The organism is Pseudomonas sp. HMSC08G10 (genome assembly GCF_001808425.1).
Lineage (GTDB): Bacteria > Pseudomonadota > Gammaproteobacteria > Pseudomonadales > Pseudomonadaceae > Aquipseudomonas > Aquipseudomonas guariconensis.
Window position 1 is genome coordinate 745 of record NZ_KV793302.1, and the last position, 18,325, is coordinate 19,069.

The 18,325-nt window shown below is 59.4% G+C and carries 29 protein-coding genes and 2 pseudogenes; 11 read left to right on the plus strand and 20 right to left on the minus strand.

What is annotated here, in order from left to right; genetic code table 11:
• From HMPREF3173_RS24895 to HMPREF3173_RS09055, 19 genes and pseudogenes are all read right to left on the minus strand, one after another.
• Positions 1-185 (minus strand): annotated as a pseudogene (locus tag HMPREF3173_RS24895) (hypothetical protein); the annotation flags it as partial.
• Between the two features lie 8 nt (positions 186-193).
• Entirely contained in the window at positions 194-1,495 is a 1,302-nt protein-coding gene (locus HMPREF3173_RS08970) for a terminase large subunit domain-containing protein (RefSeq protein ID WP_070572460.1), read from the minus strand.
• Complete coding sequence (locus HMPREF3173_RS08975; RefSeq protein ID WP_070572462.1) at positions 1,482-1,943, minus strand: DUF2280 domain-containing protein; 462 nt, start codon at positions 1,941-1,943, stop codon at positions 1,482-1,484. Before HMPREF3173_RS08975 ends, HMPREF3173_RS08970 begins: the two co-directional genes overlap by 14 nt.
• A 31-nt stretch (positions 1,944-1,974) precedes the next feature.
• Positions 1,975-2,598, minus strand: a complete 624-nt coding sequence (locus tag HMPREF3173_RS08980; protein WP_070572465.1) for a putative metallopeptidase — start codon at positions 2,596-2,598, stop codon at positions 1,975-1,977.
• 334 nt (positions 2,599-2,932) lie between these two features.
• Positions 2,933-3,403 (minus strand): hypothetical protein, encoded by a 471-nt coding sequence (locus tag HMPREF3173_RS08985; RefSeq protein ID WP_070572467.1) that lies wholly within the window; start codon positions 3,401-3,403, stop codon positions 2,933-2,935.
• Positions 3,404-3,544: 141 nt separating this feature from the next.
• Complete coding sequence (locus HMPREF3173_RS08990) at positions 3,545-3,772, minus strand: hypothetical protein (protein WP_070572469.1); 228 nt, start codon at positions 3,770-3,772, stop codon at positions 3,545-3,547.
• A 25-nt stretch (positions 3,773-3,797) separates the two neighbouring features.
• A complete protein-coding gene (locus HMPREF3173_RS08995; protein WP_070572471.1) occupies positions 3,798-4,028 on the minus strand; it encodes an Acb2/Tad1 domain-containing protein in 231 nt (76 codons plus the stop codon).
• 55 nt (positions 4,029-4,083) lie between these two features.
• Positions 4,084-4,431, minus strand: coding sequence for a hypothetical protein (locus HMPREF3173_RS09000; RefSeq protein ID WP_070572473.1), 348 nt, complete (start codon positions 4,429-4,431; stop codon positions 4,084-4,086).
• Complete coding sequence (locus HMPREF3173_RS09005) at positions 4,428-4,754, minus strand: MFS transporter (RefSeq protein WP_070572475.1); 327 nt, start codon at positions 4,752-4,754, stop codon at positions 4,428-4,430. Before HMPREF3173_RS09005 ends, HMPREF3173_RS09000 begins: the two co-directional genes overlap by 4 nt.
• A 69-nt stretch (positions 4,755-4,823) precedes the next feature.
• Entirely contained in the window at positions 4,824-5,468 is a 645-nt protein-coding gene (locus tag HMPREF3173_RS09010; RefSeq protein WP_070572477.1) for a hypothetical protein, read from the minus strand.
• Positions 5,465-5,674, minus strand: a complete 210-nt coding sequence (locus HMPREF3173_RS23875) for a Com family DNA-binding transcriptional regulator (protein WP_083299968.1) — start codon at positions 5,672-5,674, stop codon at positions 5,465-5,467. The genes HMPREF3173_RS09010 and HMPREF3173_RS23875 overlap by 4 nt, the downstream gene beginning before the upstream one ends.
• Positions 5,675-6,071: 397 nt before the next feature.
• Positions 6,072-6,662: a hypothetical protein gene (locus HMPREF3173_RS09015; protein WP_070572479.1), complete on the minus strand. Its 591-nt coding sequence runs from the start codon at positions 6,660-6,662 to the stop codon at positions 6,072-6,074.
• 115 nt (positions 6,663-6,777) lie between these two features.
• Positions 6,778-7,380, minus strand: a complete 603-nt coding sequence (locus tag HMPREF3173_RS09020) for a recombination protein NinG (protein WP_177343693.1) — start codon at positions 7,378-7,380, stop codon at positions 6,778-6,780.
• Positions 7,380-7,778, minus strand: coding sequence for a recombination protein NinB (locus tag HMPREF3173_RS09025; RefSeq protein WP_070572481.1), 399 nt, complete (start codon positions 7,776-7,778; stop codon positions 7,380-7,382). The genes HMPREF3173_RS09020 and HMPREF3173_RS09025 overlap by 1 nt, the downstream gene beginning before the upstream one ends.
• Complete coding sequence (locus HMPREF3173_RS09030; protein WP_070572483.1) at positions 7,771-7,992, minus strand: hypothetical protein; 222 nt, start codon at positions 7,990-7,992, stop codon at positions 7,771-7,773. Before HMPREF3173_RS09030 ends, HMPREF3173_RS09025 begins: the two co-directional genes overlap by 8 nt.
• On the minus strand, positions 7,989-8,804 hold the full coding sequence (locus HMPREF3173_RS09035) for an ATP-binding protein (RefSeq protein WP_070572485.1): 816 nt from the start codon (positions 8,802-8,804) through the stop codon (positions 7,989-7,991). Before HMPREF3173_RS09035 ends, HMPREF3173_RS09030 begins: the two co-directional genes overlap by 4 nt.
• A complete protein-coding gene (locus HMPREF3173_RS09040; RefSeq protein WP_083299970.1) occupies positions 8,794-9,651 on the minus strand; it encodes a replication protein in 858 nt (285 codons plus the stop codon). The genes HMPREF3173_RS09035 and HMPREF3173_RS09040 overlap by 11 nt, the downstream gene beginning before the upstream one ends.
• A gap of 320 nt (positions 9,652-9,971) precedes the next feature.
• A complete protein-coding gene (locus HMPREF3173_RS09050; protein WP_019751332.1) occupies positions 9,972-10,178 on the minus strand; it encodes a hypothetical protein in 207 nt (68 codons plus the stop codon).
• 30 nt (positions 10,179-10,208) lie between these two features.
• Positions 10,209-10,448 (minus strand): transcriptional regulator, encoded by a 240-nt coding sequence (locus HMPREF3173_RS09055; protein WP_070572486.1) that lies wholly within the window; start codon positions 10,446-10,448, stop codon positions 10,209-10,211.
• A gap of 140 nt (positions 10,449-10,588) precedes the next feature.
• Here HMPREF3173_RS09055 and HMPREF3173_RS24900 point away from each other — a divergent pair.
• From HMPREF3173_RS24900 to HMPREF3173_RS09070, 4 genes and pseudogenes are all read left to right on the plus strand, one after another.
• Positions 10,589-10,717 (plus strand): annotated as a pseudogene (locus tag HMPREF3173_RS24900) (helix-turn-helix domain-containing protein); the annotation flags it as partial.
• Between the two features lie 84 nt (positions 10,718-10,801).
• Positions 10,802-11,620, plus strand: coding sequence for a S24 family peptidase (locus tag HMPREF3173_RS09060; RefSeq protein WP_070572634.1), 819 nt, complete (start codon positions 10,802-10,804; stop codon positions 11,618-11,620).
• Positions 11,621-11,762: 142 nt separating this feature from the next.
• Entirely contained in the window at positions 11,763-12,527 is a 765-nt protein-coding gene (locus tag HMPREF3173_RS09065; protein ID WP_070572489.1) for a KilA-N domain-containing protein, read from the plus strand.
• 225 nt (positions 12,528-12,752) lie between these two features.
• Positions 12,753-13,424 carry a hypothetical protein gene (locus HMPREF3173_RS09070; RefSeq protein ID WP_070572491.1) on the plus strand — a complete coding sequence of 224 codons (672 nt, stop codon included), beginning with the start codon at positions 12,753-12,755 and terminating at the stop codon, positions 13,422-13,424.
• A 35-nt stretch (positions 13,425-13,459) separates the two neighbouring features.
• Here HMPREF3173_RS09070 and HMPREF3173_RS09075 read toward each other — a convergent pair whose 3' ends face one another.
• Positions 13,460-13,789, minus strand: a complete 330-nt coding sequence (locus HMPREF3173_RS09075; RefSeq protein WP_070572493.1) for a DUF1654 domain-containing protein — start codon at positions 13,787-13,789, stop codon at positions 13,460-13,462.
• Between the two features lie 466 nt (positions 13,790-14,255).
• On the opposite strand from HMPREF3173_RS09075, the gene HMPREF3173_RS09080 reads away from it, so the two are divergent.
• The 7 genes from HMPREF3173_RS09080 (at position 14,256) to HMPREF3173_RS09105 (ending at position 18,295) form a co-directional block, all read left to right on the plus strand.
• A complete protein-coding gene (locus tag HMPREF3173_RS09080; RefSeq protein WP_070572495.1) occupies positions 14,256-14,435 on the plus strand; it encodes a hypothetical protein in 180 nt (59 codons plus the stop codon).
• Between the two features lie 57 nt (positions 14,436-14,492).
• Complete coding sequence (locus HMPREF3173_RS09085; protein ID WP_070572497.1) at positions 14,493-15,167, plus strand: polysaccharide lyase family 7 protein; 675 nt, start codon at positions 14,493-14,495, stop codon at positions 15,165-15,167.
• Between the two features lie 205 nt (positions 15,168-15,372).
• Complete coding sequence (locus HMPREF3173_RS24320; protein ID WP_070572499.1) at positions 15,373-15,801, plus strand: hypothetical protein; 429 nt, start codon at positions 15,373-15,375, stop codon at positions 15,799-15,801.
• Positions 15,798-16,025, plus strand: a complete 228-nt coding sequence (locus HMPREF3173_RS09095) for a hypothetical protein (RefSeq protein WP_070572501.1) — start codon at positions 15,798-15,800, stop codon at positions 16,023-16,025. The genes HMPREF3173_RS24320 and HMPREF3173_RS09095 overlap by 4 nt, the downstream gene beginning before the upstream one ends.
• Positions 16,022-16,192, plus strand: a complete 171-nt coding sequence (locus tag HMPREF3173_RS24540) for a hypothetical protein (RefSeq protein ID WP_168166372.1) — start codon at positions 16,022-16,024, stop codon at positions 16,190-16,192. Before HMPREF3173_RS09095 ends, HMPREF3173_RS24540 begins: the two co-directional genes overlap by 4 nt.
• A gap of 207 nt (positions 16,193-16,399) precedes the next feature.
• Positions 16,400-17,524: a hypothetical protein gene (locus HMPREF3173_RS09100; protein WP_070572504.1), complete on the plus strand. Its 1,125-nt coding sequence runs from the start codon at positions 16,400-16,402 to the stop codon at positions 17,522-17,524.
• A gap of 9 nt (positions 17,525-17,533) precedes the next feature.
• Entirely contained in the window at positions 17,534-18,295 is a 762-nt protein-coding gene (locus tag HMPREF3173_RS09105) for an ERF family protein (protein ID WP_070572506.1), read from the plus strand.
• Positions 18,296-18,325: the final 30 nt, after the last annotated feature.

Here is an 18,325-nt window from a genome sequence, read left to right on the forward strand (position 1 = left end):
AACATCGCCCGCTTCTTGTACTGCTTGTACCGCGCCAGGTTCTCCGGGGACCTGTTTTCCGGGTCCGGCATCGGCAGGTATTCGTCGTGCTTTCGCACCTCGCGGGCGCCGGCCACGCAGCGCTTGACCAGCTGCCAGCCGGGCAAGGCCTCCGAGTACTCTGCCCGGGGAATGAAGTTCGGCATGGGTGGCCTCAGAAAGTGAACGTGATTGGTACGTGGGTAACCGGCCTGCTGATCGGGTAGTCGTGGTGGATGAAGTAGCCGCCCGCGTCGTTCGCGTGGTCCACGCCGGATTTCTTGTCAGGCTCGCCGTTGGCCGCCCATACCTGCTGCTCCAGGCCGTCCGCGTAGGTCGGGCAGCGCAGCGGGTTGATCAGGTATCGGCGTTCGCCATTCGCGTTGCAGAACATCGCGTTCATGGCGTTGATGCGGTCCTTCACTGGCGGGTTGGCATCGGGTGCGATCACGCTGAAGCCAGCCTGCCGCAGGATGGCGATGTCCGTCTCACTGGCGTTCACCGACTTGCGCGACCCTCCCGAGGCATCGGGGTAGATCCTGATCTCGCAGGTCTTCTCGTAATCCCGGCCGTTGTACCGCCAGTAGCGTTCCTTGATGCGCCGGATCATGTCCGGTGTATCGAAGCCATCGATCAGCTCATCCACGGCCCTGGGCTTTCCGTCTGGCCGTTTGACATGGACGATCGCCGCCATCTTGCCGACGTTGAAGTCCATGCCAATAAACAGGGGCTCTCCAGGCTCTACGGTGTCGAAGCAGGAATTCAGCTTGCGGTCGTAGGTGTGGTAGATCGACCCGGAGTTCAGGTTGACGAACTGGCCGTTCAGATAGGCCAGGATCAGCTGGGCTGGGTAGGACTCCATCAGCGACGGGATGTAGTCTGGCGGCAGGTTCAGCTCGTTGTCGAACGTGCTGGCTTGCACCAGGCCGTACATGCCCTGCAGGGCCGGCTTCTCGCGCAACTGTTTCACGAACTGCTGGTAGACGAACTTGAACCCCTCAGGGGTCGTCGTCACATCCACGCCGTTCTTCAACCCGGCCACGTTGTAGCGCATCCGGGCAATGATCTTGCGCCAGGCGTGCTCAGCCTTCAGCGCGGGCAGAACATCGAGCTCGTCGACCAGGGCGTGGCCGATCTTGAAGCCCACAATCGTCTGCGGCTTCTCCATCGAGCGGCAGATAGTCGTGCTGCGGTACTGGCCGCCGCTGTAGAACTCGACCTCCTTGTCGCTCTCCTTCGTCTTAACCTTCAGGCCCCAGTCGAAGGCGACCTCCTCGATGGTCGGAAAGAAGATGTCGCGGATCTGCGGGTAGGTCGGCGCGAAGTAGCCGGAGTCGATCCGGGGCCACTCCCACACGTGCTTGCACAGCGCCGCGCAGCCTACCCAGGTCTTGCCCGAGCCGAACCCGGCAACGAAGCCGCGGAACTTGTTCTCCATCCGGAGGAAGCTCGCCTGGGGCACGTTAAGTGACGGCATCAGGCTTCCTCGCATCCACCACATCAACCTGCACCCGGGTGGGAGGCACGTTGTCGTGGGGATTCTCGTTCTTGGTCTGGCGGTTTACGTAGACATCGCCGACCTCTTTGGCCGCCTGCTCCAGAAGCTGGGCAGTCAGGGCCATGTTCTTCATGTTCTCGGCCTTCTCGGCCATCCTTCCAAGCACGCGCAGCCGGAATGCCCGGTTGGCAATGGGGATCTCGGATGTCTCCTCGCGGAAACGCTTGCGGGTGTCCTCGAATAGCGTTCGCCATTTGGCCGCCAGGTTCGCTCCAGCACGCTTGGTTGGGTCGTGCTGCTCGACCTGCTGGCGGGTCACATCGATGTCGAATTCTTGCTTGACGGCTTGTGAGACCTGGGTCGGCGTGTCAAAGCACGCCAAAGCCTGAACGATGAAGGCTTTCACATCGTTTGTCAGGGCTGCCATAGGTTGGATTCCGTCTCATGCCTGTCTCACATCAGGCCGACTTGAGCAGACAGGTTCCGCAGGCCCTCGAAATGTTGATCTTGGCCACTTCTGGCGGCCGGTTTGCAGCTTCGACCAGCTGCTGTACGTCTTCGCTGGCACCGTAGCGCCTCACCACGCCGACGAACTCCTCGACGTCGTGTCCACGAAGGAAGAGCTTTGGCCGTCCGTCCTGGGTGAACTTGGGCGCGCCGTACTCATCCGTCGCTTGGGCGATGTGGTAAAGCTCGTGCTCGACCAGGGCGCAGAACTCAGCGTCGGTGCACTGGGCGCAGTAGTCGGCGGCCAGGGTAATGAGGTAGTCGGGCTCCTCGCCGAACCACTCTCGCATCTGCTGCTCTTGCCGGGCCTTCTGCCATCCGCCTGCGCGGAACATCAGCTGCTCTGCCTGGCCAAAGACAACCCTCCCCTGCTTCGCGAACCCGCTGGACGCCCACAGCACGCCGATGTTGGCGTCAATCAGGTGGGCATGGTCTTCGTTGTGGATGCTGCCAGTATTAGCCAGGATCTGGCGGCTAACCCACTCCCACACTTCAGGAGCTGGCGCCAGTCGTATTCCGAAATCAGAGAGCTCTGAAAGCCCAAGCAGTGATTTAAGAGGAATAGGTCTTTCCATCGGTCACCTGCCATTCAAAACGCACGCGAATCAATTTCAGACCGCAAAGCGGGGCGAATACGGCCCTCACGGAAGAGTTAACCGCGGAGGATAGGAGGCTCACAAAGTAAGTGGAGCTACGAAATGCAAAAAACAGAGATTGCTTTGATCTTGATCCTCAGCACGGTCGCGGCTTGGCCATGGCTGAAAAAGCTCTTCACTTGGAAGTCAGCACTAATACTCGTCCTTGGAGGGGTGGTTCTCTGGCAAATGGTTAAGGCTTAAAAAAAGAAACCCGGCTCGGAGCGCTCGTTCGATCGCCTCCCAGTCGGGTTGCTTTGTTGTCATGCTTTTCCTAGTGCGCGCCAATCGCGTAAAGAATGGCGCCCATTACTTGATATGCAGTCATGTCCTGATCCCTGGTCAGATCGCGGTAAACACGCAGTCCGTTCTGATTGCCTTTGCCCAAGAAGAACATTCCACTTCTGAACACGCGAATGGTTGCGACCAGCGACCACGCAGTTTGTCCTGCCTCGTCGTAAACCCGCTTCCAAATATTCCAGAAACCTTGAACCTCTCCATCTTCGATACCCAGGGTCAGCTCAGCCCGAGCTTGTCCAAAAGGAGTTTCAAATTCAGCAGACGTGCCATCAACGCCGACGCTTACTGTAGTCGCCCACCGGTCCTGAAGCCCGTCGTCAGCACAGACCGTTGCTAGGCGGCGAACCACGACCTTTGTCATTTTTTCAACCTCTTGCCGATATTCAGCAAGGTTGTGCACTAAGTCCAACACCTGGCTATCACCGAAGATATCGATCAGATCCATGAGCCTATCCTCCTATACGTGAGAAGGCAGTATGCCATCACAAACCAGGATCAAGCAGCACGTCTATCAGCTGTTGTTCTGCCAACTTGAACAGCGCCAGGGCCTGTAGGTCATCCGAAGCCGGACCGATGCCGAAAGCCGTTACCTTCCCCGCAGGGCGACCGCACCCTCTCGCTGGAACTCGACGACCTTCACGTGGGTCTCCGCATGGGCGTGCGCGTTCAGAATGGCGGCAAGCAAGCCCTGAGGTAGGCCAGCGCTCTTGGCTTCATCGATAGCCTTGATCACTTTGGCATCCAGGGCATTGGTTGCGGCTACCACATCTGCCAGCAGCGGCAGGACGTGCCGGAGTCGGGTCACGCTGCTCATACAGGCCTCGTTCAGGGCAGAGCTATCAGGCGAACGGGTCGGCTGGCTTGGCGATCGAGCGCACAAACCACATGAAGCCCTGCTGCAGGTTGGTTTTGGCCAGGGCCAAGGTGCGCTGGTCCACGCCTTTGATTTGGCTGATCTGCTTCAACAGTTCGCCGGCATCGGCCTCCAGGGCCTTGATCGAGTTCATGCCATCAATCTCGCTCTGGGTGAGGTCGCGGTATCCGGTGATCTTCTTGTGCTGGTTGTCCATGGGTGATCCTTAGGTTGTCGCGCCACGAAACGGCGCCTCTCAATTTTGTGGCGCGCTACGACTTGCGCCGCTCTACGCCGCCCGGACCGTATCGGCAGTCCTTTAGGCAGTGTTCGCAGTTCAGCACCCGACACAGCCAGGCTTTGACCTGATGCCAGTACATGACGATAAAGATGTGCCGGGCTCCGGCCAGGGCCAGGAAAGCCAACAGGGTCGTTCCGGCCACCGAGGGCGCGAAGAAGATCCGATCGCTGCGAGCCAGCACTGCGTATCCGCTCAGCGCGATAACGGCGTAGATGACCTTGCCGATCACCCCATCCCGCACCTTTCCGCTCAGCACGCACCAGGTCGCCCAGATGGCAATAACCCCGGACGATGCCGCATTGAGGTATTCGAGGATCATCCCGCACCTCCCCCGAACCTCGATTTGATCAGAGACCAAAGGTCGGCGGCTTTGATTGCACGGTGAATAGCGGCAATGAGAGAGCCGCCAAAGGTGCCTAGGAGGAAGCCAACACCGGCAACACTCCGAGGCTCTACGATTCCGAAGTAAGCGCTGACCATGCCGGTCAGGTAGTGCGCGCAGGCAGCTCCCGTGGACAGGAACAGCAGCCAGGCCTTCCGGTCGGTCAGGTCGTCCCGGTGCCACCAGCTCGCGACTACGGCCCCAATGAGGCCCGCAATAGCCCAGTCGAGTTTTTCGAGCAGGCGGTGAAATAGCTCCATGCTCTCAACTCCACGGGCATGAAAGACCCGGCACTGGGCCGGGCTTTGTTTGATTGAGCAGAACACCAATCAGTTGGTGATCAGCAAGTCCAGGCTGGTGGCATCGCAGGAGTGGTCAGCCTTCTTGTTGATGACCAGGTAAACAGCAGACCCCTGGTCTACCGCGACGTCGCTGGCCTTGATGACCGAGCTGCCACCGTTCGGAAGGTTTCCGGACTGGATAGGGGTGTCGCCCAGGTTCAGCGACCAAGAAATGCCATCCCCACAAGAGTTATGCAGGTCGTTGACGCGACCGAGCACATTGATGTTGCCCGAGATTGGACTGGTCCAACGAACAACGGTCTGACTGTTCGAGCCAGGATGAGTAACCGCATCACCCTGCTTGAACACGAAACTGCCGCCACCGCCAGTGAACGTGAAGCTCTTTTTCACAACGTTGATGTAAGCGCCAGTGGTCGCGTCTCGCCAGCAGGTGACGTTGGCACCGTTGCAAGTGTCCGCGACGAAAGTCGGCATCATCGTGTAGTTGGCGGACAGGTTCTGCGCCGTCTTGTTCTGCATGAAGGCCCACGGCGAGCCGGGCGCCGCGCTTTCCGTCGCGATGTACATGTCACGGGCCAGGTTCCAGGACTGGGCAGTTGCAGCCCAAGCAGAGGAAGCTGCAGCGGAGGCTGCCAGAGCGGCGGCCAGGATAGCGGTCTTCAGAAATTTCATGGGTGTACCTCGGTATCGGTAGATGAATTGGGTTGTTGCCGTGCGACTGGCGCCGCACACAATTCGCTCAACGGCGATAACTCGAGGCTCGGGGCCTTCACATGATTCAGTGTTCCGCAGCGGGAGCACTTAATTTGGAGCTCTGTAAAAACGCCCACGCGGGCGAGAAGCCTGCTGCACTTACCGCAGCGAAAGTCTTTCAACATCTGCAAAGCCTTTTGGTTTTCTGCTAGGCTCCGCCCCGCTCGCGCGAGCAGTGAGGGCCTTGGCTGGCTTGCAGGTTAGGTCTGCGATCTGGCGTCTCCCTTGGGTGTTACAGCACCTTCTGGAGTCGCCCTCTCTTTTCCGCGGCAGAAACGCAAAAGCCCCGATCAATGTCGGGGCTTTTTTGTTTGTGCGGGGAACGTAAAGGCCCAAATTTTCATTTCGGGCAACTGGATGAGAAAGGCCCGATTGAGGCCCTATTCAGGGTAGGGCTCGGGCAAGTGCGCGGAGCAGCACAGAAACGAAAAAGCCCAGCTCAGCGGCCGGGCTTCTAAGTGGTTTTTGCCGAAGGCAAAATTATCAGGATGGCGAAATACTGCCATCAGCCGCACAATTCCGTCAAGCGGCAGTTTTCATGATTTTTATAACCGAGGAGACAGGCACCAAAGCGGCCTTGTCGAGGTCGTTGCAAGCGTTGAAGCAGGCGTTCACGAAGTCCTGCCACTCCCGATCCCAGTTCCTCGAATCAAGCTCAAGGCCCAGCACATGCAGAAGCCATGCGCGGAATCCTTCAGGCGTCGGGCATGGATCGATCCCTTCGCTCTGCCCTCCCTGATGCATGCGGCGGTACCGGTGCAGCACTCCCAGCGCGACCATGCGGGCCTTCTCGAACTTCTTGGCGTACATCCGTGGGCCGGTGGCATAGGCAACGCGGAACATTGCTTCGTGCGCCTCCTCGGCATCGTCCGCGGTGGCCATGGGGCTGTACATGTGGTTGCCGAACGCCTTGAGGTGGGCCGGAAGAGTATCGATCGCCTGTTGAATTCGACCAGCGATGGCCTGGTGAGCCTGATGCCCGGCCTTCCGCTGCTTGTCCGTCTTCTGGATCATCCGACCGAGCAGCCCCATTTCCTGCATAACTGCACCCTGACTATCCCGCGGGACGTAGAACGCGTCATGCCATGCCTGACGCGCGCTGTTCAATTGCATGAGCGGCCCTCCTGCCTCCGACGATTAGCGATCAACACAGCGCGCTCCGCACACCATACGGAAGCAACAGCCATAGCCAGCAGAAACAGGCCGGCCGTATCTGCGATTGTCCAGGTCATGCTGCTGCCCTCCGTAGGTCTTTGAGTTTTTGCCTGTACAAGGTCTTGATTGCCTGCAGATCTTCGATGGTCAGGCGCTGGGGCTTATGAGGCCCTTCGAGCCAATCCACCTTGTCGGCGCCGATACGCTTCACCAGACGGATGCGGTACTCGACCGCGTTGCCCGACAGGTTCCGGTTGCACTTCACGCACTGGCGGTGGACGTTCAGCGGCTCGAAGCGCAGCTCCGGGCAGGCGCCGACAGACCGGTAATGGCCAGCATCCCAGCGGCTGCCAGTGATGAGGTCGTGGTCGCTCGACAGCGAGTCGCAGCTGATGCACGGCAGGCCGGTGTCGCGCTCGCGGATGTAAGCATTGAACGCAGTCTGGGCCTCGGCCATGTGCTCGCGACGGGTCTTCAGCTTCTCCCGACGCTCCTGGAGGTCCTGGCGCTTCTGCTTGGTGATGGCCTTGGCCGCGACCTTCTGCAGCTTCGGATCCTTGGCCATGGCCTTGGCGCAGGCGATGCTGCACACCTTCTGCGTGGTCATGGTCGGCTTGAAGTGCTTGCCGCAGCCCGGCGCCTTGCACTTCTTCGGTTTGATCTCCTTGGCAAGCATCAGTACTGCCCTCCCCACCGACCTGGCTCAGTCCAGCGCACACCATGCTCGGCGCCGAAGGCGTGCATCACTTCGAACAGGTCGCTGAACCACTTCTGCGACTGCTTGCGGGTCGAGACGCCCAGGACTACGAAGCCGCCGTCGATGCCCGGTACCGCGTCCTGCTTCTGCACCGCCGCGCTGAAAATGTGCTTCCAGTCTTCGTCGGTGAGCTTGCGACCGTACCACTCCACCTGCTGGGAGACGTCGCGGAGCATCGCCCACATTTTCCGGTTGCATACGTCGGGGCGTTTCTCGTCCTTGATGACCACTACTTTTGGCTTGGTCAGGTCGATAGCGTGCAGGGCGCCGTAGAGGCGGTTGAGGTCTTGGGTGCTGCGAAGCGCGAACTCAAACACTGGCCACCTCCTGCAACTGCTTCTCCGCAGCGCGTACCCGGGCCAACAACTGGCGGTTCTCCTCCAGCAGCTCGAGCGCCACCTGCTCAACCGACAATGAGCCGAGAAAGTCATCCAGATCCTGGGTGTGGCGCTGCATATCGCCGTCGGCGGCGTGAGACGACGCAACTACCGACCACAGCAGTGACTGGAGTTTCTTCTTGTCGACGCTCATAGCGCATTCTCCTTGCCTCGATGCGACTCCCATTCGAAGGGCACCACTACCCCTCCACCTTCGCGCAGGCGATCGACACAGCGCTCACCCATGGCCTGTGGCAGCTGACTCGCGTCCAGGTTGGAAATCACCACTGTTGGGCGCATCTGCTCGTACCGACCATTGATGATCGCGAATAGGGTCGTAAGCTCGAAGTCGCTCGGCTGCTCCTTGCTCACCCCTACTTCGTCCAGGACCAGCAAGGAAGGCTGTATCAGGCTGGACAGGATGTCTGCCTCGGTCTGCTCGCTGTGACGGTCATAGCTGGCCCGGATCGCCTGCAGGACAGCCCCGACCGTGCGGTACACGGCGGTCGCCGAAGTGTGGCGCATCAGTTCATTGGCCATGGCTGCGCCTAGATGGGTCTTCCCGGTTCCTGGGTGGCCCAGCAGCATCAGACACCGCCCGGTCTTTTCGATGTCAGCGAAGGCGGCGATGTACCGGGTGCAGTACGCCAGCGCCCTCTTCTGCCCATCGTGTTCGACGCGGTAGTTGGCCAGCGTACGATCAGCGAAGCGCTTGGGAATCAACGCAGAGCCGAGCTTCTTGGCCATAGCCTCCCGACGCTGACGAATCTCTTCTGCACGTGCCTGCTCTTCACGCATCAGCCGGTCAGCCTTCTCGCAGGATGGGCAACGGCCCACGATCTCGCGACCCAGAAGCAGCGTAACGCGTTGATCGTAATCGCCGTGGTGCTCGCAGTGCGCGGGCTGGATTCGCGACCCAGCGGACTGCTTCACGTCGGGCATGGAAATAATCTTCTCAGAGCGCATAGGTTCCGTCCTCCCGCCGTGTCAGGCCTGCGGTGTAGTCGCGGTCGGCGAAGCCGTAGTGCCGTGAAGGCTGCTTCCCGGGCGATTGAGTGACAGTGCCGGCGCGTTTGACGATCCAGTCCACCTCGAAGCCCTGCCAACCGTTGTCCACGGCGATGGCCAACGCCTTGGCAGGAGGCACGCCGAACGCCTTGCACTGCTCGAGCTTGGCGTTCAGGCCGACCCACACCCTGGCCGTCATAGGGGCGCGCTTGGCCTTGCGGACGCCGAGGTAATCAGCAATCAGGGATTCATCCAAGCCGTGTGGATTGTCGGCGAGCATTTGCGCCTTGCCGAACGGCGCCTTGCGGTCAGCCTTCACCGAGGGCCCATCCGATTCGCTGGGGGGGCATGTAATCTCTTCCGAAGGAAGAGTTACATAGGGGGTTTCTTTCTTGGAATAAAGAAGGGAGTCAGCAGTTTTGGTCTGTTTCGGCTCTGATCCGATTCGGATGATTTGCGCCGAGTCAGACGTATTGGTCTGTTTCGGATGCTCAACAAACACCCATTCTTTCGGGTCGCACAGGCCGATATCACCGCGAGCCCCTCCCTCACGGAACAGCACGCGACGGCGCAGCAGGCCAGAAATGGCCTTCGAAATAGTGTCGGGGTGGACGTTGGTAGCCTTGGCGATCGCCGTGGCCGGGATACGCTGAGCGCCTTCATTGAAGTTCAAGGTGGCCTTTGCCACATACAACACGACCTTCATCTCATGCGCCGATAAGTTGATGGCCATTAAGCCATCCATCAGTTGGTTGTCCATCCGGGTAAACCCCCCGGTATTGCGTAATGGGACGATGTTTGTCATGATTTCTCTCGTTTGCAGCTGTCGAAGAAACCACCCTGGCCGGTGGTTTTTTTGTGCCTACGTTTTGGGGGGCTCTTCAGTCCCTATGTGAGGGCCTCACCTATCCGGTAGAGGGCCTCTTCAGTCCCACCAGCTCCAGAACCGGGGCCTTTCGCCTACCTACAAACACCGTTGCTCCCGACGTAATTGCTTCGAGCAAGACCTCGTTAACGGCCTCCTCAAACGTCCAGCCTCGCGCTTCCATCAGGCGATGAATCTTGGCTCTGGTCTCTGGCGGCACGTTCTCTTCACAAAATTCCATCGTGCCCTCCTGAGGGCCTCTAGCCCGCGATATCCTTCAGATCGTCAGGCATGAGGGCTTCGATGCCGCCATTCACTGCTGCCCACTCAAGCATCTCGAACAGGTAGGTTGCGTACTCGCGGCGAGCCTTATGGGCAGCTCGCTGAAGCTGCCGATCAAGCAACGGGTACAAGCGAACCTTTCTGGCCAAGTCGCGGCGCTGCGTCAGGGGGTCTTTGAATCCCATAGGGGTGCTACTCCTTGCGGTTGGAATGGGTTAGGCGGCGGATTTGGTTGCTTTGGAGTTACGGAGATATGCCCAGTCGATGTCCGGGCGCATGTCTTCGCAGATCACCTGTCCAGTGGTTTCACGCTCAATGCTGATGGCAAGGGCTGCCCCTGGGCGGCGGTATCCGTAAGCAACCTGCTTGAGCTGCCCCACGGTGGTTCCGCAGCGAGCTGCAAAGCTCTCCAGATCGCGCTTTTCGAGAGGCTTGATGTAGTCGTGCAGATTCATGGTGCACCTCCTATTGCCATCAGATTAGCAACTGCTAATTAGGCTATCAATAGCAAAACGTAATTTACTGATTGCTAACAGAAGGCGATGATTGCGGGATGGATATCAATAAGCTCAGGGTTGCAGCTCTGAAGGCCGTAATGGCTGGGGCCAGCCAGAAAGAATTCGCTGATCAGTACGGTCTCGATGCCTCATACCTTTCCCAGATTCTCAATGGGCATAGGAACTTGGGGGAGAAGGCTGCGCTTAGGCTTGAGGATAAGATCGGCTTGGATTTCGGAACGCTAGTGTCTCCTGCCATAGCATCCGATCCGGACTCGGTTGGACGGCAAGAAGGAGCAATCCCTCACGCCATGGATATCTACGAAATTCGCAAGCACAACCTGGTCAAGCTGATCGGCAGCCAGAGAAAAGGATCCTGCGCTGAACGCTGGGGGATGGCTCCTGCGCATCTGAGCCAGATCCTCTCGGACAAGACGGCAAAGAACCTGGGCGATGATGTGGCCAGGCGAATTGAAAGTATCGAGGGGCTGCCGCGAGGCTGGTTTGATTCGATTCCTGACGAGACCGCCGACTCCGAAATAGCGGAACCGGTCCCGAAAACTGCAGCCGACCTGGTCAAGCAGATGCTGGCCAAAAGCGGTAAAGGGATTTCTGAGGAGACACGCCAGCGATTGCTCGCAGCAGCCGAGGAGCCAGCAGCTTCAAGCGTGATCACGGCCGACTTTTCAAGGCCTGGCTTGATCGGGGATGAGGTGCGGATCGCCCACTACGATATCCGCGGGGCCATGGGCGGCGGACAGGTTGCCCCAGACTACCCTGAAATGCTCCAAGACATCCGAGTCAGCCCAAAGCACCTACGCGAGCTGGGCGTTGAGTTCACCGAGCACTACCACCTCAAGCTGGTCACCGGATGGGGCCAATCGATGGCGCCCACCATCAAGAATCGTGACCCGTTGATCGTCGACGTGAGCATCCGCGAGTTCGTCGGTGACGGCATCTATCTGTTCTCCTGGGGCGACCATCTGTACATCAAGCGGCTACAGATCGCGGACGAGGATCACTTCGAGATGATCTCGGACAACCCGAAGCACAAAGACCGGATGATCCGCCGAGAAGAAACCTACATTCAGGCCCGCGTGCTGCTGGTCTGGAACGCGCACCTTGTGTAGTTAAAGAATTATGGAGAATCGCGCAGGCGGCGCTGTTTGCACGCAACGACAGGGCGTCTCATACCCCTAGGTTTGCTGCTGGGTAGCTTCGCCAGGTCTGAGGTGCTTTTTGCCCGCATGGGCGTTTTGGGGAGGTAAAGGAATGACTCAGCTAGAGCTTATCCCGCGGCAGGTGGAGGGCGCTCTAATTCATCAGCGAGCACTTGATGGCTACGTGAATGCGACGGCAATGTGCAGCGCGTCAGGGAAGAGCTTTTACGATTATTCGCGCTTGAAGGCGACAGGGGACTTTCTGAATGAGCTAACGAGGTCAACGGGAATTCCCGGTGACCGGCTGATTCACACGATAACCAACGGATCCAACGAAAATCGTGGCACCTGGGTCCATCCAGATGTAGCAATAAACCTAGGGCAGTGGTGCTCACCGAAATTTGCTGTTGCGGTGTCTCAATGGGTAAGAGAATGGCTTGGCGGGGGCGCCGCAAAACCCCAAGATAACGGCATGCCTTATCATCTCCGTAGATATATGGCTAACCGCAGCCAGGTTCCTTACACCCATTTTTCTATGCTCAATGAAATGGCATTGGTTTTGATAGGCCCAATGGAGGACAGCGGCTACACGCTGCCGGACAACCTGTTGCCAGACATCTCAGAAGGCAAAATGTTTTGCAAATGGCTAAGGGACGCCAAGGGAATCGATACGGACGCACTGCCGAAGTACCGCCATGAGTTTGAAGATGGGCGCATCGTCTACCCAAAGCTTTATCCCAACGAAGTTCTTGCGGACTTTAGAAATCATTTTCACACCGTTTGGCTTCCTTTGAAGGCAGTAACTTACTTCAGGGATAAGGACCCAGCCGCTTTACCGCACCTTGATCGCCTATTGGCGCTGCCAGCCCCACGCTAAAAATAGCCCGCCTCGGCGGGCTTTTTCATGCCCGGCATTTCGCCACCAATTGCCCTACAATCCGACCAAGCTGAAGGATCAGCACCCGTCGCAGAGAGCCCGCCACTGAGCGGGCTATTAGTTTGCGAAGCCTTTCTCCGCCCAGGTTGTCATTGGCAACCTAAAGCCTGAAGTCGGCTGGCCGAAACAGCCGATAGCATTTAGCCACACTCAAGGAAATGAGTAATGAAGACCCCGCTCCTCCTGCTCCTTGCAATCAGCCTTACCGGATGCTCGAGCACAAAGATCGATGTCCGCAACGAAGCCGAGGCCGCCAAATTCAATCCGACCGACACGGCTCGCATCCGACTGTTCACTGGCGATAGCATTCGTGGGGGATTCGCTGTCGGACATAGTTGTGAATCCTTCTTCAATAAGGCCAATGAGGACGCGTCCAAAGCGTCAATCGGCTGGAAAGACGCCCATATCGACACCCCCGGCCTTTATCCTTGGCGCGAGTCTGATTCCCGCAATTTTGTAATTGGCATTCCAGCGTCCAAAGCATCCCGCAGGATCAACGACACCACGCAGCAGTACGATGAACACGTAGTTCCGGCCAATAAACCCCTTATCATCGATCTCTACTACTGGAACAGCGCTGCCTCTTGCAGAGCCAAGCCGGTCACTTTCACCCCGGAGCCTGGACGCGACTACGAATTCAATGTGGAGATGTACAAAATCAGCACCTTCAGTGCCGGTTGCGTTATCAAAGCCCGCAGACTTGAGGTCATCGATGGAACCACTATGGAGCTGCCGCTGCTCCCCAACTTCTGTGTCTTCGGCCCCACTGGTGGTCGCACGGTGAGCTTGCAAGATCAGCTGGAGCAGACGCTCAAAAACGCTGAAGCGAGCAAGTGAAGTAAGCCCGCCATGAGCGGGCTTTTTTGTGTCCCTCAGAAAGGCGGATCTTCGTCGCTAACCTCAGCTTCCTCGCCACCCTCCTCCCGCCCAATCAACTTGTCGTCATCGTGCGGCTTATCCCATTGCAGGATCACCGGTCCGTCATCACAGAAGGTCATGTCCAGGCCGTCCGTTTCGGATAGCAGCTCCATGATCGCATCCCAATCCTGATCGCTGTCCGTATCCAGGCGGTGGATCAGCACCCTCCTTCCCAGCTGCGCCAGCGGCGAGTTGATCATCGCCGATACCCGCAAACCCAGGCGCTCCAGGCCGGTCAGTTCGGGGCGCGCGGCCATTGAAGTGTCTTCGAGTACTGCTGCCATTTCCTACCTCCATTACTGTATATACGTACAGCTTTAGGCGAAGCATAGCCAAGCGATTACAAAAATGTAACCCCCTTTGAACGCTGCCTGGTGCGGGCGACGAGATGGCTGCCGAGAAAGAAATTTAGCATTTGCTATTGACGCATAATTTAGCGATTGCTAATTTGAACTCCATCGAGGCGCTACACAGCCCCTCGGGAGACCCTCAAGCCTCACCGCTCTTTAACAGCCAGCGCAACAACCAACAGACCGCATTGCCTCTACCGGCGACCGGCGCCAGACAGCCCCGAAAGGCTGCCCACGACAGGGAGAACCCTGTACGGCTGACGAAGGCGAAATGCCTGAACCGAGCGAATGACCTAGCAAGCAATGCGCCCCGCTGAGCACGGCGGAAAACGTGCGATTTCACCCGGTGCCCTTCTCGCGAGGGGCATCAGGGAAATCACCCCAACAGAAAGGAGCTCACATGAGCGGATTCACGAAAGGCCAGGACGTAATCCTCACCAACCCGCGCGGCGCCGAGAAGTCGGGCAAGTACCTCCGAACCGAAAACCTTGGCCATGGCCGCGGACTGGGCTTGTACCTGGTCGTCGATGTAGCCGGCAAGGAGCTGAGAGCGCGGGCGAGCAAGGTGCGCGCAGCCTGATTTCACTGGCTGGCCTTGGAAACGGGGCCAGACGGGAAACCAACATGGAGAAACACCATGACCGTAAACATCAGCAAATTAACGATCACGACCCCAGTGGCCACTTCCTCGACCAACCCTGTTGCGCTTGAGCTGAGCGGGGCCGAGGCGATTCAGCAGCTCCCGACAATCGTCACTGCCTTACCCGATGGCTCTGTTCGCTTCACGGCGCCCACCAAGGGTGCCTCGAGCAAGAGCACACACCGCACGCGGTGCGAGTGGAAGGAGCCGGTGTACTGGTCGCTCTCAAGCGCCGACGAGCACATCAGCATGCAGGAGATGACGCTGACGAAGGTCAACTCTGCGCAGAAGGTAGTTGTCGCGCAACTTCATGTGAAGGACGACGACAGCCCACCGGTGAAAGTTTACTGGAGCAAAGGGAACATCACTCTGGGGTTCCGCAAGACGTTCAATCAGGCAAGCCCGGTGAACACCATCCTCCTCAAAGGTGTGCCGCTCGGATCTAGGTTCAAGATAACCATTCGGGTACTGGCCTCTGGCGCCTTGACCGTGACCGCCGACTGCGATGGCGACGCAGAATCATCTGGTCGACTGGAGTTGGACAGTTCATGGCGCGCGTCGCTGCTGAATTTCCACGGCGGCGTTTACAACCAGGTCGACTACACAGAATCCATGTCGGCAGAAGATGGCTCGGTCTGCATTATCAGCAAGCTTTCTCTAGCCCACGTTTGACCCGTTCTGCCGGCAATGCTGGCACGCAGGCGAATCCGGGGCCCTCTCGGGTCAGTCCAGATGCATCCCGGGCAGCTCCGGGCGCCTGCCCCTTCCCTTCGCTTCGACCGTATTGGACAGGTGCCAGCGAGCTTCACGGCTCGGGTTTGGTCACCTGCGCTGGCATCTGCCTAATGCGGTTGCCCCACCCCATCAGGAGAACGCCATGGGCGCACTTCGAGCAGCACAGTTTGAGTACGACAACCGGATGCCGCCGGAGGTGAGCGACGATGATGCCGACCAGGTGGAGTGGATCGAGAAGCACGCGGCCCAGCTGGTCCTGGGCTACCGGGTCATCTGGGGTTACCGCGGAGAACGCGGCGAGATCACCCAGGCCGACTTCGCCCGGGCGGTACAGGACCATCTGAACAACCGCCAGATCGAAGGCCTGGACCAGCAGGACGCCTTCGGGAAGCTGGTCATGGCTGGCATGGGCATCGGCAGCGCTGGCTTCATCATGGAACTGTGCACCTACCTGCTTGGCGGGCCTAAGGTGCTCAAGGAGATCGCTGCCGACCTGCTTCGCCCGGTGGCCGCGAAGGCTGTTGCCGCCGAACGCGAAAAGGAGCGTGACATTCAGGAGTGCGGATTTTGAAGACTCCCGAGCAGATGCACGCCCTGGCGATCGGCGAGGTGATGTCGCAGCTTCGCCAGCTGGCCAAATCCCCCACCCCTGTTCCAGACCAGACCTTCGTCCTCGGCATGCTGGAAGGCTTCGAGAAGATCGGTCTATTCGATCTTCAGACCCTGACCAACATCCGCGACAAGGTCTTCGTCACCACCACTCAACGCGTTGAGCAACTGAGGGAATCAGCATGACCACTCCACCAGTGAAGTCCCTGATTGACGAACAGCTCGAGCAGATCGAGCGCAGCCTGGCGATCATCGGCGTTGGCCTGCCGCGCGAACTCCCAGTGCAGAAGCTGCCGCCGGAGATCGTTGCGGCGCTCAAGGCCGGTCAGATCGCTGTGAGGCCTCGGCCATGACCAGTAACCAGCGTGCCCGCCGCATCGCCACTTGGCGCGGCTCCTTCATCGCCCTCACCTTCTGCACAGGCTGGCTCCTCCTGAGCGCACTGGCCGGCAGCATCACTTCCTGAACACACACCCGAGCCCGGACCAACCCTCCGTCGCTGGGTGACCTGGCAATTTCCCTTTCCAACAGACGGCGCCGGCCAGGCGCGAGGTTTTCCAATGTCCGCAGAACTGCAACTGGTCGAAATCGACCAAATCAGCGAGGAGAACGCTCCGGCCATCTATGTGGCCGGTGGGCTCAAGCGATTCATCGAAATAGCAAAGGCCGCTACCGAGGGCGAGGTCCCCGACCTGACCACTCGCAAGGGCCGCGAGCGCATCGCCTCCTTGGCGGCCCAAGTCAGCCGGCACAAAACGGCAGTCGAGAAACCTGGGCGCGAATACCTGAAGCGCCTCAAGGAAATGCCAAAGGTCGTGGAAGCGGAACTACGCGAGTTCGTGAGCGAGATGGATGCTCTTCGTGATCGGGTTCGCCAGCCGCTTACCGATTGGCAGGCTGCCGAAGATGCACGGATCGATCGCCACACTGACCGCCTTGATTGGCTCCGCAATCAGGATGATGGGCTGGCCGAACTTGAAGCGTCTGACATCACGGCTCGCATCGCTTCCGTTGAAGCGGTGACTATCGGACCGGAATGGGAAGAATTCGAAGCTGAAGCCGCTCGTGAGAAGGACAAGATGCTGACAGTTCTGCGCGCCGGCTTGGCCAAGCGCGAGGAATACGACACTCAGCAGGCCGAGTTGGCTCGCCTGCGCCGCGAAGCAGAAGAGCGCGCCGAGCAGGATCGCATTCGTGCAGCCCAGGAGGCCGCCGTCGAGGCTGAGCGCCAGCGCGTGGCCCAGCAGCAGCAGGCAGAACGCGAAGCGGCAGCCCGCCGCGAGCAGGATCTGCTTGACCAGGCCGCTGCGCAAGAGCGCGAAGCTGAAAACCAGCGCCTCCAGCTCAAGTTGCAGGCCGAGCAAGCCGAGCGCGCCAGGCTTCAGGCCGAGGCCGACCGTGTTGCCGCCGAGCAGCGTGCTGAGCAAGAGCGCCAGGCTGCCGTCCGCCGGGCTGAAGAAGCAGCCGAGCAGGCCCGACAGGATGAACGGCGCCGGGCCGATGCAGCTGCCGCCGAGATTGTCCGCCAGCAGGAAGCCCGCGAACGCGACGAAGCCCATCGTCGAAGCATCAATCGCGCCGCTCTGGAGGCCTTCGTGGCCGGCGGCATGACCGAAGAATGCGCCAAGCAGGCGATCACGCTGATCGCGCAGCGCAAGATCCCGAACATCGCCATTTCCTACTGAGGCCTTCCCATGAGCAGCACCATCATTGTGCCGGAGCAGCGCCGCCCGGTGGCCGCGCCCGTGCAGGCCGACAGCAGCATCCTCGCCGTAATCAGTCGGGCAGCCACCGACCCCACCTGCGACATCGACAAGCTGGAGCGGCTAATGGCTATGCATGAGCGCATGCAAGCCCGCGACGCTGAGGCAGAATTCAACGCCGCCATGGCAGCCATGCAGAGCGACATCCCGAGCATCGCCGAGCGCGGCGCCATCGTCGTGAACGGCCAGAAGCGCAGCGACTACGCCACCTTCGAAGACATCAACGATGTCATCAAGCCGATCATGCAGGCCCACGGCTTCGCCATCACCTTCAAAGTCGAGAACACGCCAGGTGGCTTGAGCGTTACCGGCATTCTGATGCACCGGGCCGGGCACCGCGAGAGCACCACCATGCTGCTCCCGCTCGACACCAGTGGCAGCAAGAACGCCGTCCAGGCGGTCGGGTCGTCCACCAGCTACGGCAAGCGCTACGTCATGAGCGCCCTGCTCAACCTCACCACCCGTGGCGAGGACGACGACGGCCATGCCGCTGTACCGACTGCGAACGTCACCAGCGTGCAGGCAGCCGGCATCAACGCTCTGCTCGACCGCTGCACACAGAAGACCCGTGACTGGTTCACCAATGAGTACGGAACAGCCGAATGCGTACCGAAGGGCCGACATGACCTGCTGGTTGCGCAGCTGAACAGGGCCATCAAGGCCGCGGAGGCCGCAAATGCAGATAATCAGTGACGTCGAGCAAGGCACTCAGGCCTGGCTGGA

What these genes read in the sequence shown, in the direction of transcription:
- HMPREF3173_RS09070 (WP_070572491.1), top strand. Translation starts at nt 12,753, where the DNA reads ATGAAGACCCCGCTCCTCCTGCTCCTTGCAATCAGCCTTACCGGATGC.
- HMPREF3173_RS09000 (WP_070572473.1), bottom strand. Translation starts at nt 4,431, where the DNA reads ATGATCCTCGAATACCTCAATGCGGCATCGTCCGGGGTTATTGCCATC.
- HMPREF3173_RS09060 (WP_070572634.1), top strand. Translation starts at nt 10,802, where the DNA reads ATGGATATCTACGAAATTCGCAAGCACAACCTGGTCAAGCTGATCGGC.
- HMPREF3173_RS09020 (WP_177343693.1), bottom strand. Translation starts at nt 7,380, where the DNA reads ATGCTTGCCAAGGAGATCAAACCGAAGAAGTGCAAGGCGCCGGGCTGC.
- HMPREF3173_RS09055 (WP_070572486.1), bottom strand. Translation starts at nt 10,448, where the DNA reads ATGAATCTGCACGACTACATCAAGCCTCTCGAAAAGCGCGATCTGGAG.
- HMPREF3173_RS24540 (WP_168166372.1), top strand. Translation starts at nt 16,022, where the DNA reads ATGACCACTCCACCAGTGAAGTCCCTGATTGACGAACAGCTCGAGCAG.
- HMPREF3173_RS09005 (WP_070572475.1), bottom strand. Translation starts at nt 4,754, where the DNA reads ATGGAGCTATTTCACCGCCTGCTCGAAAAACTCGACTGGGCTATTGCG.
- HMPREF3173_RS09030 (WP_070572483.1), bottom strand. Translation starts at nt 7,992, where the DNA reads ATGAGCGTCGACAAGAAGAAACTCCAGTCACTGCTGTGGTCGGTAGTT.
- HMPREF3173_RS08995 (WP_070572471.1), bottom strand. Translation starts at nt 4,028, where the DNA reads ATGGACAACCAGCACAAGAAGATCACCGGATACCGCGACCTCACCCAG.
- HMPREF3173_RS09080 (WP_070572495.1), top strand. Translation starts at nt 14,256, where the DNA reads ATGAGCGGATTCACGAAAGGCCAGGACGTAATCCTCACCAACCCGCGC.
- HMPREF3173_RS08980 (WP_070572465.1), bottom strand. Translation starts at nt 2,598, where the DNA reads ATGGAAAGACCTATTCCTCTTAAATCACTGCTTGGGCTTTCAGAGCTC.
- HMPREF3173_RS09065 (WP_070572489.1), top strand. Translation starts at nt 11,763, where the DNA reads ATGACTCAGCTAGAGCTTATCCCGCGGCAGGTGGAGGGCGCTCTAATT.
- HMPREF3173_RS08975 (WP_070572462.1), bottom strand. Translation starts at nt 1,943, where the DNA reads ATGGCAGCCCTGACAAACGATGTGAAAGCCTTCATCGTTCAGGCTTTG.
- HMPREF3173_RS23875 (WP_083299968.1), bottom strand. Translation starts at nt 5,674, where the DNA reads ATGTTGAAAGACTTTCGCTGCGGTAAGTGCAGCAGGCTTCTCGCCCGC.
- HMPREF3173_RS08990 (WP_070572469.1), bottom strand. Translation starts at nt 3,772, where the DNA reads ATGAGCAGCGTGACCCGACTCCGGCACGTCCTGCCGCTGCTGGCAGAT.
- HMPREF3173_RS09100 (WP_070572504.1), top strand. Translation starts at nt 16,400, where the DNA reads ATGTCCGCAGAACTGCAACTGGTCGAAATCGACCAAATCAGCGAGGAG.
- HMPREF3173_RS09075 (WP_070572493.1), bottom strand. Translation starts at nt 13,789, where the DNA reads ATGGCAGCAGTACTCGAAGACACTTCAATGGCCGCGCGCCCCGAACTG.
- HMPREF3173_RS24320 (WP_070572499.1), top strand. Translation starts at nt 15,373, where the DNA reads ATGGGCGCACTTCGAGCAGCACAGTTTGAGTACGACAACCGGATGCCG.
- HMPREF3173_RS09010 (WP_070572477.1), bottom strand. Translation starts at nt 5,468, where the DNA reads ATGAAATTTCTGAAGACCGCTATCCTGGCCGCCGCTCTGGCAGCCTCC.
- HMPREF3173_RS08985 (WP_070572467.1), bottom strand. Translation starts at nt 3,403, where the DNA reads ATGGATCTGATCGATATCTTCGGTGATAGCCAGGTGTTGGACTTAGTG.
- HMPREF3173_RS09040 (WP_083299970.1), bottom strand. Translation starts at nt 9,651, where the DNA reads ATGACAAACATCGTCCCATTACGCAATACCGGGGGGTTTACCCGGATG.
- HMPREF3173_RS09105 (WP_070572506.1), top strand. Translation starts at nt 17,534, where the DNA reads ATGAGCAGCACCATCATTGTGCCGGAGCAGCGCCGCCCGGTGGCCGCG.
- HMPREF3173_RS09015 (WP_070572479.1), bottom strand. Translation starts at nt 6,662, where the DNA reads ATGCAATTGAACAGCGCGCGTCAGGCATGGCATGACGCGTTCTACGTC.
- HMPREF3173_RS08970 (WP_070572460.1), bottom strand. Translation starts at nt 1,495, where the DNA reads ATGCCGTCACTTAACGTGCCCCAGGCGAGCTTCCTCCGGATGGAGAAC.
- HMPREF3173_RS09035 (WP_070572485.1), bottom strand. Translation starts at nt 8,804, where the DNA reads ATGCGCTCTGAGAAGATTATTTCCATGCCCGACGTGAAGCAGTCCGCT.
- HMPREF3173_RS09050 (WP_019751332.1), bottom strand. Translation starts at nt 10,178, where the DNA reads ATGGGATTCAAAGACCCCCTGACGCAGCGCCGCGACTTGGCCAGAAAG.
- HMPREF3173_RS09085 (WP_070572497.1), top strand. Translation starts at nt 14,493, where the DNA reads ATGACCGTAAACATCAGCAAATTAACGATCACGACCCCAGTGGCCACT.